Origin of the sequence: Mucispirillum schaedleri ASF457 (genome assembly GCF_000487995.2) — a bacterium.
Taxonomy (GTDB): Bacteria; Chrysiogenota; Deferribacteres; order Deferribacterales; family Mucispirillaceae; genus Mucispirillum; species Mucispirillum schaedleri.
The window spans coordinates 1,887,680-1,902,834 of sequence record NZ_CP097562.1; the positions used below are offsets into that span (position 1 = coordinate 1,887,680).

14 protein-coding genes are annotated in these 15,155 nt (G+C 31.9%); 13 read left to right on the forward strand and 1 reads right to left on the reverse strand.

Annotated elements, in window-relative coordinates:
* The first annotated feature begins 34 nt into the window (after positions 1 to 34).
* The 7 genes from N508_RS08790 (at position 35) to N508_RS08820 (ending at position 9,024) form a co-directional block, all read left to right on the forward strand.
* Positions 35 to 769 carry a DUF815 domain-containing protein gene (locus tag N508_RS08790; RefSeq protein WP_023276048.1) on the forward strand — a complete coding sequence of 245 codons (735 nt, stop codon included), beginning with the start codon at positions 35 to 37 and terminating at the stop codon, positions 767 to 769.
* A gap of 9 nt (positions 770 to 778) precedes the next feature.
* Positions 779 to 1,006 carry a hypothetical protein gene (locus N508_RS08795; protein ID WP_023276049.1) on the forward strand — a complete coding sequence of 76 codons (228 nt, stop codon included), beginning with the start codon at positions 779 to 781 and terminating at the stop codon, positions 1,004 to 1,006.
* A 2-nt stretch (positions 1,007 to 1,008) separates the two neighbouring features.
* Positions 1,009 to 2,229: a hypothetical protein gene (locus N508_RS08800; protein WP_023276050.1), complete on the forward strand. Its 1,221-nt coding sequence runs from the start codon at positions 1,009 to 1,011 to the stop codon at positions 2,227 to 2,229.
* A gap of 333 nt (positions 2,230 to 2,562) precedes the next feature.
* Complete coding sequence (pheS, locus tag N508_RS08805; protein WP_023276051.1) at positions 2,563 to 3,582, forward strand: phenylalanine--tRNA ligase subunit alpha; 1,020 nt, start codon at positions 2,563 to 2,565, stop codon at positions 3,580 to 3,582.
* A gap of 8 nt (positions 3,583 to 3,590) precedes the next feature.
* Positions 3,591 to 5,990 carry a phenylalanine--tRNA ligase subunit beta gene (gene pheT / locus N508_RS08810; protein ID WP_023276052.1) on the forward strand — a complete coding sequence of 800 codons (2,400 nt, stop codon included), beginning with the start codon at positions 3,591 to 3,593 and terminating at the stop codon, positions 5,988 to 5,990.
* 200 nt (positions 5,991 to 6,190) lie between these two features.
* Positions 6,191 to 7,726, forward strand: a complete 1,536-nt coding sequence (locus tag N508_RS08815) for an ankyrin repeat domain-containing protein (RefSeq protein ID WP_023276053.1) — start codon at positions 6,191 to 6,193, stop codon at positions 7,724 to 7,726.
* 5 nt (positions 7,727 to 7,731) lie between these two features.
* Complete coding sequence (locus tag N508_RS08820) at positions 7,732 to 9,024, forward strand: hypothetical protein (protein ID WP_251930608.1); 1,293 nt, start codon at positions 7,732 to 7,734, stop codon at positions 9,022 to 9,024.
* 473 nt (positions 9,025 to 9,497) lie between these two features.
* On the opposite strand, the gene N508_RS08825 is transcribed toward N508_RS08820, so the two are convergent.
* Complete coding sequence (locus N508_RS08825; RefSeq protein WP_023276055.1) at positions 9,498 to 10,172, reverse strand: S24 family peptidase; 675 nt, start codon at positions 10,170 to 10,172, stop codon at positions 9,498 to 9,500.
* A 214-nt stretch (positions 10,173 to 10,386) separates the two neighbouring features.
* Between N508_RS08825 and N508_RS08830 the strand changes: the two genes are divergently transcribed.
* The 6 genes from N508_RS08830 (at position 10,387) to recR (ending at position 14,904) form a co-directional block, all read left to right on the forward strand.
* Positions 10,387 to 10,626 carry a helix-turn-helix domain-containing protein gene (locus tag N508_RS08830; protein WP_023276056.1) on the forward strand — a complete coding sequence of 80 codons (240 nt, stop codon included), beginning with the start codon at positions 10,387 to 10,389 and terminating at the stop codon, positions 10,624 to 10,626.
* A 131-nt stretch (positions 10,627 to 10,757) separates the two neighbouring features.
* Positions 10,758 to 11,807, forward strand: coding sequence for a mechanosensitive ion channel family protein (locus tag N508_RS08835; protein ID WP_023276057.1), 1,050 nt, complete (start codon positions 10,758 to 10,760; stop codon positions 11,805 to 11,807).
* Positions 11,808 to 12,253: 446 nt separating this feature from the next.
* Entirely contained in the window at positions 12,254 to 13,780 is a 1,527-nt protein-coding gene (gene dnaX / locus N508_RS08840) for a DNA polymerase III subunit gamma/tau (protein ID WP_023276058.1), read from the forward strand.
* Between the two features lie 14 nt (positions 13,781 to 13,794).
* Positions 13,795 to 13,953, forward strand: a complete 159-nt coding sequence (locus N508_RS08845) for a hypothetical protein (RefSeq protein ID WP_023276059.1) — start codon at positions 13,795 to 13,797, stop codon at positions 13,951 to 13,953.
* Positions 13,954 to 13,977: 24 nt separating this feature from the next.
* Positions 13,978 to 14,286 (forward strand): YbaB/EbfC family nucleoid-associated protein, encoded by a 309-nt coding sequence (locus N508_RS08850; protein ID WP_023276060.1) that lies wholly within the window; start codon positions 13,978 to 13,980, stop codon positions 14,284 to 14,286.
* A gap of 18 nt (positions 14,287 to 14,304) precedes the next feature.
* Complete coding sequence (gene recR, locus N508_RS08855; protein WP_023276061.1) at positions 14,305 to 14,904, forward strand: recombination mediator RecR; 600 nt, start codon at positions 14,305 to 14,307, stop codon at positions 14,902 to 14,904.
* Positions 14,905 to 15,155: the final 251 nt, after the last annotated feature.

The following is a 15,155-nucleotide window of genomic DNA, read 5'->3' on the forward strand; positions in this document are numbered from 1 at the left end:
TGCTAGATTATATTATAGTATTAAGGTGAAAGTCTTGTTAAACAGTGCAGCATACAGATATATAAATGGTGTTTTAGAAGAAGCTGTTGTAGAAAGTGATATAAGTTTAGATGAACTTTTAGCAGTAACTGATAATGTTTGCCTTGCTGATAAAAATATAGCTTCATTTGTATCAGGTGGTCCATGCTTAAATATGCTTTTATGGGGTGAAAAGGGCAGTGGCAAATCTACTCTTTTAAGGCTGCTTGCTTTAAAATATGCTTCATCTGGACTTGTTACTATTGAGTTTATTGATGAAACTTCTGGTGCAGTTTATGGTCTTTATAAAATAATAAGGGAAAACAGTGATAAAAAATTTCTTTTATTTTTTGATGATATATCATTTAAAGATGATGATACATCATACAGACGGTTTAAATCAGCTATTGAGGGCGGCTTAGAATCAAAACCTGCAAATGTTATATTTGCAGCCACATCTAATAAACGGCAGATTGTTTCTGTATCATCATCAGATACTGGAGATATTTATGACAGAGATGAGGCATCAGAGCAGACTTCTTTGCAGGCAAGGTTTGGCTTGTCTATAGGATTTTATTCTCTTAATAAAAATGATTATTTAGAAATTGTAAAAATGTATTTACAAAAATACAATATAAGTATGATTGATGGGTGGGAGAAAATGGCAGAAAGCTATGCAATAGACAGGGGCGGTAGAAGTGGACGCCTTGCAAAGCAGTTTGCTGCCTATTTATATCTCACTATACAATAAGGGGGAAAAATGTATATTGAAATCAATTTATCTATTGAGAAATCTGGTGGGGAAGAAAACCTTCCAAAAGTGATTAATGCTGTTTCAGAAGCTGTAAAAGAAAAGTTTCCAGAAGCAGAAGTTATTGTCCGCAAAGGTTTTTTTAAAACTATTGATGGTGTATATTCTGATGATTTATATGCAGAAGGAGAAGTCAGGCAGCTTATAAACACTGTTAGAGAAAGAGTTTTAAATTAAAAATGCGTCTATTGTTATCTTTTGTTACATTATTAATGCTTGCTGTAAACATTTATGCAGATGATAATATGACTGCATTTGATGAAGCAGTATATGATAATGTAACAAATGATACTGAAAAATCAAAAACGAACATTAAGCCAAAACTTGTTCCTGATAGATTAATTAATGATAAAAATACTTTTATGAAAGATTTTGGATTTCCAGCAAGAGAAGAATTTAAAATCAATCAAAATCTTGATGCAGCAGGAAAAGATGTTTATAAAGATGTAGAACTTTCTATGAAAAACAGATGGTCTAAAACAAATATCTGGGGCAGGGACTTTTTATATATAGAGGGTATGTTGTCAGGTGGAGTTTATGGCTTTAATATGTTTTCAATAAAACCTGCAAATGCTTCTCAAAAAGAATATGTTATACCTTATGGTGCTTTGTCATTAAAATTATTCAGCGGCACAGTCTTTTCGCCAGAATTAACCATAAAAGATTCAAAATTTATATTTTCAGAAAATGGTGCATCTATTGATGAGCAGGAAGATAACTATAATTATTATTACTTAAAACTTCCACTTGGTTTTTATATTCCTTTTTTTGGCTGGAAATCAGAGATGTATATAGACGGCAGTTATTCAAGCCTTAATAATAATTTTTCAGTGAAAAGCAGCTTAATGGTGGAAAATAGTATATTAGAAAGCGGCAGTAGTTTTCATTTATCATCATCTTACTGGAATGTCCGACTTTATTTAGATACCCCTGTGGTTTTAAAGCCATCTATTACAGAATATGCTTATTTTGGCTTATATTATGAAGAAATAAGAAGTGCAAGAACAGCTTTGCCCGGAAACGATTATATTAATGGAAATACTCTTTTAGTAAATTATACTTCTCGTTCAGGTGGTATTTTTTATGAAATGAGACAGGATTTATATAAAGGCTTAATGTTTGGTATTAATGTATATGCTGGCATTGGAGATATTGAAACAAGTAGAAAATATAATGTAACTTATGGCAATACTGAAGGTCTTGTGGCTTATAAAGCAGAAATAACCCTTGGTTATCAGCATATTTTTAAGCAGCAGGGAGTAGGTGTTGCTTTTGATGCGGGTGTAAGCTATGCAGGGTTTGTGGAGTTTTTTTATGGTAAAAAAGATGGTCCATACAGTTTGACACTTGACGGTGATTTAAGATATTTTGCTGAGATTAGGTTTTTATTTGGTTATTAATCAGCCTTATTTTAACTTTATATTAGATTATTTACTTTATTTATAATGATAAATAGTTTTAAATAATATCTTAATAATTTCGCAATATTTGTTACTGAGAATAAGTATATATGCAATAAAATATATAACTATTTCGCCGCTGATAAACTCATAATGTTCTGAATCTTTTAGGATGCTATTTTATATAGTCAAATCTAAAAATAATTGTAAAAATTGAAGCAGAAGCATATAGATTTTACAATATTTTTCTTTTCTTTATTTCAGTATTGCAAAAATATTTATTATAATATAAAATGTTCTGTTATATTATAAATCTTTATACAAGGGTTGTATATGAATAATGATGAATTAAAAAAAGCTTCAGAATTTGAGGAAGAAATTGAAAAAAGTTCTTCTCTTGATGAGTTAAACAGTATCCGTATTAAATATATGGGAAAAAAAGGAATGATAAGCCTTTTAAATAAAGTATTAGGCACTCTTTCAAATGAAGAACGCCCAAAAATGGGTGAAGCTATCCAAAATTTAAGAAATAATTTTGAAACAAAATTTACTGAAAAAGCAAATACTATTAAAAAAGCACTGAAAGATGCGGCTTTATCTCAAAAATATATAGATGTTACTTTAAGTCCTTATCCTTTTAATAAAGGCTCACTACATCCTGTTAAAAAAATATATGATGAAATAGTTGATGTATTTACTGCTGCAGGTTATTCTGTGGCACAAGGACCTGAAATAGAAGATGATTTCCATAACTTTGAAGCATTAAATCTGCCTAAAAGTCATCCGGCAAGAGATATGCAGGATACTTTTTATATAGACGAAAATAATATTGTGCTTAGAACACACACTTCTCCTGTGCAGGTGCGTGTAATGGAAAGCCAGAAACCACCTGTAAAAATTATTGCTCCGGGCACAGTTTACAGGTGCGATTACGACCAGACACATTCTCCAATGTTTCATCAAATAGAAGGGCTTGTAGTTGATAAAGGTATCACTATGGCAGACTTAAAAGGCACATTAAAGCTTTTTATTTCCCGTATATTTGGTGATGATTTAGATGTTCGTCTTCGTCCAAGTTTTTTCCCATTTACAGAGCCGTCTGCAGAAGTTGATATGGGCTGTGTTCATTGCAGAGGCAAAGGCTGCAGAATGTGTAAAGGCACTGGCTGGATAGAAATAGCAGGCTGCGGTATGGTAAACCCTGCAGTATTTAAACATGTGGGTATTGACCCAGAAGTATACAGCGGCTTTGCTTTTGGTATGGGTATTGAGCGTATTGCACTGCTGAAATATGGAATTGATGATATACGCTTGTTTTATGAAAACTCTCTTAAATTTTTAAAACAATTTTAGGTGTTAATATGAATGTTAGTATAAACTGGTTAAAAGAATATATTGATTTAAATGATAAATCCGTTAAAGAAATAGCTGATGGGTTAACATTAGCAGGTTTAGAAGCTGAAGGCTTTTATGAGATTTCTGCCCTTTCAAATGTGGTAACTGCAAAAGTAATTAAGTTAGAAAAACATCCAAATGCTGATAAATTAAGGATATGTATAGTAACAGACGGAAAAGAAAATTATCAGGTTGTATGCGGTGCTCCAAATGTGGCAGCAGGGCAGATTGTGCCGTTTGCAAAAATTGGTGCTGTGCTTGGTGATATAAAAATAAAGGAAGCAAAACTTCGCGGAGTAGATTCTTTTGGTATGATTTGCTCTGAAAGAGAGCTTGGCTTAACTGATGAACATAATGGTATTATGGTGCTGCCTGAAGATACACCACTTGGGGCAGATATTAACAGTATTGCAGGCACAGGCGATACTATTGTAGAGTTTAATGCTACTCCAAACAGACCAGACTGGCTTTCTGTTATAGGTATTGCAAGGGAAGCTGCAGCAGTATTTCAAAGACCTTTAAAACTGCCTGAATGCAGCACAGCAGAAAGCAGTGAAAATGTTTATGATTTAATAAGAGTAGATATTGAAGAAAAAGAAAAATGTCCAATATATTTTGCCCGTATAATAAAAGGTGTTAAAATTGCACCATCTCCATTATGGATGCAGGCAAAATTAAGAGCAGCAGGTGTTAGACCTATTAACAATATAGTAGATGTTACAAACTATATATTAATGGAATGGGGACAGCCGCTGCATGCTTTTGATATAAGAAATATTGATAAAAGCATTATTGTTAGAAATGCTTTTGATAATGAAAAAATCACAGCTCTTGATGGCAAAGAATATACATTAAATAAAGATATGCTTGTAATTGCAGATATTTCCAAACCATTAGCCATTGCAGGTATTATGGGTGGCGAATATACATCAGTTATGAGTGATACAGACACTGTTGTATTAGAATGTGCTTATTTTGAGCCGTCAGTTGTCCGCAAAACAAGTAAAAAACTTGGTCTGACTTCAGATTCATCATACAGATATGAGCGTGGTATAGATTATGGTGCTACTGAAAAATTAGCAGACTATGCAGCAAACTTAATTGCAGAAATCTGCGGCGGTAAAGTATTAAAAGGAAAAGTCGGCTCAAATAATCTAAAAATAGAAGAAAGAAATGTTACTTCATCATGCAGCAGAATAAATAAACTTTTAGGCTCTAATTATAATATAGAAGATATGAAAAATATTTTAAACAGCCTTTCTATAAAAACAGAAACAGATGGCGATAAATTAATATCTCATATCCCTACATTCAGAAATGATGTTGCTTTAGAATGTGATATTGCAGAAGAAGTTGCAAGAATTATGGGCTATGATAAAATAAGCTGCACTATGCCTAAAATGGATAATGAAATAGATATTCAAAGCCCAAAAGTCAGATACAGCAGAACAGCAAGAAATGTTTTAGAAAATTTAGGCTATAATGAAGTATTAAACTTTTCATTTTCAGGTGCAGAATATTTATCTATTTTTGATACTAATGAAGAACATTTTGTAAAACTTTTGAACCCTATTTCTCAGGATATGGCATGGATGAGAACATATATTTTCCCATCTATTATTAAAAATATGCAGACAAATAAAAATATGGGTTATTCAAGCATTAAACTTTTTGAGCTTTCAAATGTATATATATCAAACGGCAAGTCAAATCTGGCTCAGGAAAAGCTGCATTTATCACTTGGTGTTATGGGCAGCTATTATGATGATACATGGATAAATATGCCAAAACTTGATACTTTTTACTACTTAAAAGGTGCTCTTGATAATGTGCTTTGCAAGTTTGATATGGCAGCAGAATATATAAGATTAGAAGACTGCCATTTTCTTCATCCCGGAAAATCTGCTTCTGTACTTATAAATGGCAAATATGCAGGCTTTATTGGTGCATTACACCCTGATATATTAGAAAAACTTGATATAAAAAATGACTGTTATGTGGCAGAAATTGATTTTTCTTTATTAATTGATGAAGCATATAATAAAAATGAAGCTTCAAAATCAAGTATGCGTTATACTAAATTTTCAAGATATCCATCTATCCAGAGAGATTTAGCATTAATTGTAAAAAGCAGAGTGAGTGCAGCTGATTTAATAAATACAGTAAAATCAATAAGCCCTATAATTACAGATACAGTTGTGTTTGATGTATTTGAAGGCAAACCTATAAATTTTGGATATAAAAGTATAGCCATCCGCATAACTTTTACTGATATTGAAAAAACATTAAGAGATGATGATATTAATCCGATAATAGATAATATCTTAAAAGCCCTTGAAAAAGAACATGGGGCAGTTCTCAGGTAGCAGCATGATACCTGACTAAGTTTTTTATTGTGTTTGTTTAATACTAATTATTTTTACATATAAAAAATAGAAATGATTATAAAAAGTCTGCATAATTATTGTATTTTTATATAATTTATGCAGTATATGTTATTAACTGCTTGAAAGTTTAAAAAAATTATGGTTAAAATAATTTTTTAAGCATACTTGTCGGAGCGATTATGAATAAAAAAATAATCTTACTTGTTACTATAATATTAATGTTATTTACCTGCACAGTTTATGCAGTTGAACCTTATTTAAATACACAGCTTTTAGAATCAGCATCTGTTGGAGATGCAGATGCAGTGCGTGACGCACTATATAATGGTGCTGATGTTGATGCAAGAGACAGGCTTGGAAACACTTCCCTTATTCTTGCAGCAGACGGCGGTTATCAGGAAGTAGTAAGAATGCTTATTGCATATAAGGCATCAGTAAATGCAGTAAATAAGTTTGGTTATACTCCACTGATGTCTGCTGTTACTAATTCCCACAGATATATTGCATCTCTGCTTATAAAAGCAGGTGCAGACCCAAAACTTCCTAATAAATATGGCACTACTCCAGAAATGTATATTAAAGCTCAGGGTTTTTTTACAATGAATGAATATATCAGCGATGAAAAACCTGTTATTACTTCCCGCATAGACGACAGACCAGCAAGACGAGGCACTATGGCAGCAATTCACAGTGCTCCATGGAGAGAAGAATTTAATCAGCTTATATCTCTTGGCAAAACAAATGAAGCTGCTGAGCTTTTAGTCGGCTATGCTAATACAAAAAATCCTGAAGCATGCTATCTTTTAGGCACATTATTTTTATCAAAAGGCAATACTGAACAGGGTATTTTCTGGGTTAAGCAGGCTGCTGCCCTTGGAGATTCTATGATGAAATACCGTGCTGCAAAATCTATTATAGATAATGGTGCAGGAATTGGTATGAAAGAAGCAGTAGCAATGCTTAAAGAAGCTATTGCAGAGGGTAATAATTTTGCTAAAACTGAATATGCGAAAGCACTGCTTTTTGGCAATGGAGTTCCAAAAGATAATGCTAATGCTTATGCTTTATTTAAAGATGCAGCTTCTTATGATTTACCTGAAGCAGTATACTATACTGGTATGCTTGAATATACTGGCAGAGGCACTGTAAAAGATGAAACAAAAGGCTCTGCTAAAATTCAAATGGCAGCAGATATGGGGTTTTATGAAGCAGAACAGTTTATTGATAAATTAAATGCTCAAAAACATATAAATCTATTAGTTAATTCAAAAGTAGGCGATAGAGCAACAGTGAAAGCATATCTTATTTCTATGGGTGCACCTATTAATATAGATAACCCAGAATGTGATGTTTATAAAATAGGCAGTGCATGGAATGATGCTTATAAAATATCAACTGTTAAAATGTGCTATCCGGGGGACGGCACAGTAGAAGCTAAATTTATACTAGGTGAAGCAATAGATAATATTGAATTTACATACTTAAAAGGATTATATCCATCGGCTGAATTCAGTATGCCTTCAATGTATGATAATACGCCTGTTCAAGTAAACAAAGAGAAGATAAATGCTTATGATTTAGATATTGCAGGTGATAATAACTCTCTTGATAATATAAGCATATATGACAATACACAGGATAATATTACAGGTAATAAAGAGAATATAGATTTTTCTAAACCTGTATCTTCTGATATTAAAAACAGTAATAACTAGGCAGCATGAAAAAACATATATTAATTTTATTTATATTATTAATCCCATTACAAATTTTTGGAGCTGATTTAGAAAGCACTGTTAGAGATGCTTTTGAGCTATACTCTGTTAATAACTTTGCTGAGGCTGCCCCTATGTTTGAAGAAGCATATTATATGGCAAAGAAAAATACTCCAAAAGATATATCAAGCAGATTTCGCACTTCCTTATATACAGGTCTTTGTTACAGAGGTATGAATGAATATCAGCAGGCAGCAGCTTGGTTTGCTGTCAGTCTTGCACTGGCTGAAAAAGTAAATGATTTATATGATATTCCTACACTTATTGCTTATATTGCAGAAGCAGAAAGAATGGCGGGTAATGTAAAACAGGCAGAAGAATATTATGCAAAGGCACTGCTTTATGCAGATTTAACGGATAAAGACAAGGCAGTATTATATTATGGAATGGCTGAAAGCAGGCGTATTAATGAAAACTATTCAGGTTCAAAAGAAAGCTGTGATGAAGCACTAAAATATGCAGGTAATTTAAAACTGTATAAAATATTGTCTTCATGTGATATAATATATGGAGAATATTATAGAGTTAATAAAGACTATGCAAAGGCAATGTATTATTTTACAAGGGCTCATGATACATCTCGTGCAAAAAAGTATGCAGATATTTTAGTGCCAGCATTAAATGGAATGGGGCTTACATCAGAAGCTCTACACCGCTCTGATGCAGCACGGGAATATTTTGAGCAGGCTTTTTTTGCAGCAGTAGAAAATGGTGCAGTAGATAATACTGATATAATATATAAAAAAATAATAGACTATATGCCTGAAAAAGGCAGTTTTAAATATCAGGGAGATAAAGCCTTAGAGCTTGCATCATTAGATTTTTTAGATGATGAAACATCACTTCTTTTATACAGTCTTTCTGCACTTTATTACAGAAATGGTGGAAGATATGAAGAATTATATCCTGCTGCAGAAACAGGTTATAATCTGGCAGTTAATCTTTCAGAGCAGAATCAGGCTGCAGAATTTTTATATGATATGGCACTTTCTCTTTTTAAATCAGAAGAGTATGAAGAATGTGCTGCAAGAAGTGAAGAAGCTGTGTCTCGCTTAAAATCTACAGATAGAAAACATCTTCTTAAAGATGCATATTTAGTCAGGTCAGAATGTTTATATAACTTAGGACTTTACAGACAGTCTTATGAGATGGCAGAACATGCACTAAATTATGCAAAACTTGCAGAACATGATAAAATTAATGCAAGAATTGCAGAAATTAAAGAAAAATTAATATAGAAGAATTGAAATAATAATATACTGTTGCAAAAAAGCAATAATATATGGTTATATAAAGTTTTAATAGCATGTAATGTTTGAAAGTGTGTTAATAAGTAACAAAAGAAATCTTTAATATTTATTATGAATACAGCAAGATAATTTAAAGTAAATGCGGTATTACTGAGCCTAAAAGGTGAAGTATCTAAAAAAAGAATGTCAATGCTGAGCTTGATGTTTAAGCGAAGTATCTAAAAACAATAGATAGTTTAAATATATTATACATTACTGTCATATCAATCATTTAAATTTTTCGCCTTTAAAAATCAGGCTCAAAATGACATAATTGTAATATTTTTATTTATTCATAGTTACAGCAATACAATGTCTATTCTGAGCGTAGTGAAAAATCATAATATATCTTTTATTTTCAAATTCATTATATATTTATTTTTAGTAATAAATATTACGAAATTAATTTGAGTATCAAATATTTATACCCCTGCAATTTTAGCTGTAACTTTTCCTAATATAGTAATTGTTTCATCCTGCATTTCTGCAGCAGAATATATTTGTGTTTCATAATTTTTATTATCAGAAATAACTTTTAAATTGCCGTCTTTATCTTTATCAAGTCTTTTTACTCTAAGTCCATTAATATTATCTTTTATTACATATACACCATTTAAAGAAATAGAAAAATTTTTGTCTATTACAACTAAATCATTATCGTTCAAAGTAGGTGCCATACTGTCTCCATTTACTTTAACAATTAAAGCATTTTCCGGAGCAATACCTTTGGAATGTAGAAAAGATAAAGGAATAGGGAAAGACAATATCTGACCGTCACTGTCCCATTCAAGCCCGTGACCTGCAGAAACCCCAATATCTCTATAAAAGCTGATATATGCAATATCGCTTCCTGTAATAATTTCTGCACTGTTGCATGAAGTCTTTTTTAATTCCTGTATAAATCTATCCATAGGCTCATTATAATATGCTGCAATTTTTTGAATAGTTTCAATATTAAGGCTTTTGATTTCTCTCAATATAAACCGTGTTATTGTGCTTGTATTAACACAGCCTACCTTTGCAATGGTATTGGCACTTATATTTTTTTCTTTCATAAAATTATTAAGATTTTGTGCAATATTATCATTGATACCCATATATTTCCCCATAAATTAAATTTTAAGCAAAAAAATGCTTGACTTTGTTGTTAATAAGCAATATATATAATTATAGTTACTTTTAAAGAAAAAATCAAGATAAATTTTGTGTGTTTTAGCAATATTATATTGCTGCAAGAAATATATTATAAGCAGTATATGAGCTGAAAATACATATAAAAATAATATTATAATACATTTTGGGGGGAATTATATGTATGAGAGTTTTGTGGATGAAATAATGAATACTATTCCACAGTTTAAGCAAATGCTTACCGTAGACTATATTGCAAGAAAAATTGATTTAAGCGATAGAACAGTCCGCAGATATATTGAAAATGGTAAGCTTGAAGCATTAAATTTCAGTCATGAAGGCAGGTCAGTTTACAGAGTGCCGCGAACTGCATTCAGGCGGTTTTTAGAAACATATTACACCATGAGCGACTGCTTATAAATTTAAATTAAACTGGGCTTGTAATGTTATCAAGTTCAGTTTTTTTATTGATTTTTAAGCTATTCATTATAGACAATCAAATAAAATTTATGTATATTTAAACAAATAATAATGATTTGTAGAGGTGTTTTATGAAGTTTATAAGCGATATTGTATCTTATTTGCAAAGCCATATTTATTTCAATAATACTCTTTTTAACTATATTGTTGCAGTATTGATTTTTATATCTATAGTTTTTGCAATCACATTATTTATTAAATTTGTCATTAAAAAAATTCCAATAGAGCAAAGCATATCTAATGTTTTTTTTGCATCAGTTATAGAAATATTTCGCAAGCGTCTTATATATATTTCCTATGCTGTAGCTGTTTATGCTGCTCTTACATATTTGACGATACCTGAAAAGGTAACACAGATTATACATAATGCTGTAATGGTATATATATCTATAATAGTTGTGCTTGCAATAACAGATATATTAAAAAACATAAATACAGAAAGCCTTGCAAAAACAGGTGTAAATAAAATACCAGCAGGTATTCTTACATTATTAAAAACTCTTATTTGGATTGCAGCCCTGCTTTTTATATTCTCAAATTTAGGTTATAATGTATCAACATTTGTTACTGGTCTTGGTATTGGTGGTATAGCAGTTGCCCTTGCCGCTCAAAATATACTGGGTGATTTATTTAACTATATCGTTATTATTTTTGATAAACCTTTTGTAAAGGGCGATTTAATTCAGTTTAATTCATTTTCTGGCAGGGTGGAATATATTGGTATTAAAAGCACAAGGATAAGGGGCTCTAATGGGGAGATGTTATCTGTTTCTAATACTGACCTTACAAAAAGTGTTATACAAAACTTTGAAATGGCTTTAAAACGAAGAAATGTATCTATTATCGGAGTAGAATACGAAACAAATATTGAGCTTGTGCATAAAATGCCAGAACTTTTAGAGCAGGCAGTCAAATCAGTTGACAATGTAGAATTTGCACGGGTGCATTTATCTTCCTTTAATACATCAAGTATTGATTTTGAACTTGTATATTATGTATTATCAAATGACTATGTAGAATATACAAAAGGTGTGCAGGCAGTTAATTTTGCAATACTTGATATTTTTGGGAAAGAAGGTGTAAATTTTGCATATCCAGCACAAAGAATGATAAGCAAATAATAATATTTGCTTGACGATTTATTTATATTGTTTTAGTTTATCGGCAGAGTTATATTAAAAATTTAAGAATGAGCCATCGCACAGGCTGAAAGCAACAGCCGAATTTATTTCCGCAGCAGTGTGGTTTTAAAAATTCATGGAAGAATTTTTAAATAAAAGTTTAAAGGCTCAGGATGAGCCGTCGCATAGCGCGAACGGTTTTTGTGAGGACTGCCGATTTCCTGAGCGAGTAGTGAAGAATAAGAAATCGCACAGGCTGAAAGCAACAGCCGAATTTATTTCCGCAGCAGCGTGGTTTTAAAAATTCATGGAAGAATTTTTAAATAAAAGTTTAAAGGCTCAGGATGAGCCGTCGCATAGCGTAAGCAGCAAGGAATTTATTTCCGCAGCAGCGTGGTTTTAAAAATTCATGGAAGAATTTTTAAATAAAAGTTTAAAGAGGTTTTATGTCATATTTAGCACTTGCCCGTAAGTATAGACCACAAACATTTTCAGAAGTATTATCTCAGGATTTTATCACTTCTACTCTGCAGAATGCTATTAATATGGGCAGAGTTACACATGCATATCTTTTTACAGGTCCAAGAGGTGTGGGCAAAACATCTACAGCCCGTATTTTTGCAAAAGCATTAAACTGTCAAAATCCAGTAAATGCAGCTCCCTGTGGCGAATGTGATAACTGTCTTGAAATTACAGGCGGCACATCTCTTGATGTGATAGAAATAGATGGTGCATCAAACAGAGGGGTGGAAGAAATCCGCTCTTTAAGGGAAGCCGTAAAATTTGTGCCTGTAAAAAGCAAATATAAAGTGATAATAGTAGATGAAGTGCATATGTTGACTGAGCAGGCTTTTAATGCTCTTTTAAAAACATTAGAGGAACCACCTGAATATGTCATATTTATATTTGCTACAACTGACCAGCATAAAATACCTGTAACTATACTTTCCAGATGCCAAAGATATGAGTTTAAAAAAATCTCTTATGAAGAAATGAACTCTAATCTGAAAAATATACTTGTAAAAGAAAATATAGAGTATGAAGAAGATGCATTAAATTATATTATCCGCAATTCTGATGGCTGTATGAGAGATGCTCTTTCACTGTTGGACCAGATAATAGCTTATGGTGGTGGAAAAATAACATTAGAAGATACAGCATATCTTTTAGGCATAACAGATTCATATTTATCTAATGATATTTTTAGTGCAATATTAAAAGAAGAAGCTGAAAAACTTGCTGATTTAGTAAGTATGGCAGATGAAAAAGGCATAGATTATAAATATATGACAGAGTGCCTTATTGAGCATTGCAGAAATATGATGATTTACAGCATATCTAATAAACTGCCAAGCAGGGATTTTACAAGCAGAGAAGAGGAATATTATTTATTACTAAAAGAATATGGGGAAAAAGCTAAGCTTTACAGCTTGTTTCAAATACTTACAAAGCTTATAAATGATTTAAAATATTCTGATTTTGCAAGATATGTTTTTGAATTTGCAGTTATAAAGGCAGCAAATATATCATCTCTTATCAATTTATTAGATGGAGAAAGTCATGCTGCTGCACCTGTAAAAAAAGAAGTATCTGCACCAGTTAAAGCAAGTGAAAATGCAGATAGACCAGTAAAACAGGAAACTATATCTCAGGAAAAATCAGCTGATAATGAGCCTGCCCCTGTTCTTAAAGGTAGTAATGAGGGTATATGGACAAGGATATTAAATATAGCTTCATCAAAAAATCCTATGATATATGCTATGCTGCAGCATGCAAGGCTTATAGAAGATACAGCTGAACATTTATCTATCAGTTTTCCACTAGAGCGTAAGTTTCAGTATAATCAGTTAAAGTCTGGCAACTCAAAAGATATATTTGAAAATATTGTTTTTATGGTAAGTGAAAAACATACTAAAATAGATATTGAGCTTGACAGCAGCATAGAAAACAGTAAAAAAAAAGCTCTGATTTAAAAGACAGTAACAGTATGCAAGCAAGTGTGGAAACACCTTTAAAAAGAGTGCAGTCAAATAAAATAGAAAGTTTTGCCATGCAGAAAATGAAAGAAGAAGTAAAAGATAATCTATTTTTAAAAAAGGCAGAAAAAGAGTTAGGCTGCCAGATAATTAATATAGAAAAGAATTAATATAAATAATATGAGGTGAATATTATGAATATGCAGCAGATTATGCGTCAGGCACAAAAAATGCAGAAGAAAATGGAAGAAGCTCAAGCAGAAGCAGCTGCTCAAGTTGTAGAAGCAAGTGCTGGCGGTGGTATGGTCTCTGTTAAAGTAAATGGCAAACAGGAACTTTTAGAAGTAGTGATAGAAAAAGATGTTGTAAATCCAGATGATGTGGAAATGCTGCAGGATTTAATTGTAGCAGCGGTTAATGAAGGTATGAAAAAAGCACAGCTGCTTATGCAGGATAAACTTCAAGGCATTACTGGCGGTTTAAATATTCCGGGAATGTTTTAATAAAGGGATAATATTTTAATGCAGAATATCCAAGTTTTTGATGACTGTGTTCATGAGCTTTCAAGACTTCCGGGAGTTGGCAGGAAAACGGCTGTCCGCCTTGCACTGCATATATTAAAAATCAAGCCTGAACAGGCATATAAACTTTCTGATGCAATTAAAAAGCTGAAAGATAATATTAAATTTTGCAAAGAGTGTGGTTCTATTGCAGAAGGTGATGTATGTAAAGTATGCAGTGACAGCCACAGAAATAAAGAAATAATATGTATAGTTGAAGAAGCAAAAGATGTTTTCTTTATTGAAAATACTGGCAGATTTAACGGGCTTTATCATGTATTAGGCGGTAAAATATCACCCCTTGATGGTATAGGTCCATCAGATTTAAGTTTTAATAAATTAATAGAAAGAGTAGAAAAACTTTATATAAAAGAAGTTATTATAGCCACAAATCCAGATGCAGATGGTGAAACAACTGCATCATACATAGGAAAAATACTTCAAAATGTATCTAACCTGAAAGTTACAAAACTTGCAAGCGGTATTCCTATTGGTTCTCATTTAGAATATGCTGATGAAATCACTGTTTTAAGAGCCTTGGAGAATAGAGTAAACTTATAAAGAGACAGGCTTAGGATAAGCCTGCTTTAGTAAGCAGGCATACGGATTTATTCCGTGCCTGCGTGATTTCAAAATTTCATGGACGAGTGATTTTTACGAGAGATGCCTTTTCCCGCCCGAGTAGGAAGGAAAAAGAAAAGCATCTTTAGAAATTTTGAATAAAAATTTAATGATTTTAAGAGCTTTGGAGAACAGAGTAAATTTATAAAGAGACAGGCTTAGGATAAGCCTGCTTTAGTAAGCAGGCATAC

What these genes read in the sequence shown, in the direction of transcription:
- N508_RS08830 (WP_023276056.1), top strand. Translation starts at nt 10,387, where the DNA reads ATGTATGAGAGTTTTGTGGATGAAATAATGAATACTATTCCACAGTTT.
- pheT (WP_023276052.1), top strand. Translation starts at nt 3,591, where the DNA reads ATGAATGTTAGTATAAACTGGTTAAAAGAATATATTGATTTAAATGAT.
- pheS (WP_023276051.1), top strand. Translation starts at nt 2,563, where the DNA reads ATGAATAATGATGAATTAAAAAAAGCTTCAGAATTTGAGGAAGAAATT.
- N508_RS08820 (WP_251930608.1), top strand. Translation starts at nt 7,732, where the DNA reads ATGAAAAAACATATATTAATTTTATTTATATTATTAATCCCATTACAA.
- N508_RS08795 (WP_023276049.1), top strand. Translation starts at nt 779, where the DNA reads ATGTATATTGAAATCAATTTATCTATTGAGAAATCTGGTGGGGAAGAA.
- dnaX (WP_023276058.1), top strand. Translation starts at nt 12,254, where the DNA reads ATGTCATATTTAGCACTTGCCCGTAAGTATAGACCACAAACATTTTCA.
- N508_RS08845 (WP_023276059.1), top strand. Translation starts at nt 13,795, where the DNA reads ATGCAAGCAAGTGTGGAAACACCTTTAAAAAGAGTGCAGTCAAATAAA.
- recR (WP_023276061.1), top strand. Translation starts at nt 14,305, where the DNA reads ATGCAGAATATCCAAGTTTTTGATGACTGTGTTCATGAGCTTTCAAGA.
- N508_RS08800 (WP_023276050.1), top strand. Translation starts at nt 1,009, where the DNA reads ATGCGTCTATTGTTATCTTTTGTTACATTATTAATGCTTGCTGTAAAC.
- N508_RS08850 (WP_023276060.1), top strand. Translation starts at nt 13,978, where the DNA reads ATGAATATGCAGCAGATTATGCGTCAGGCACAAAAAATGCAGAAGAAA.
- N508_RS08815 (WP_023276053.1), top strand. Translation starts at nt 6,191, where the DNA reads ATGAATAAAAAAATAATCTTACTTGTTACTATAATATTAATGTTATTT.
- N508_RS08835 (WP_023276057.1), top strand. Translation starts at nt 10,758, where the DNA reads ATGAAGTTTATAAGCGATATTGTATCTTATTTGCAAAGCCATATTTAT.
- N508_RS08825 (WP_023276055.1), bottom strand. Translation starts at nt 10,172, where the DNA reads ATGGGTATCAATGATAATATTGCACAAAATCTTAATAATTTTATGAAA.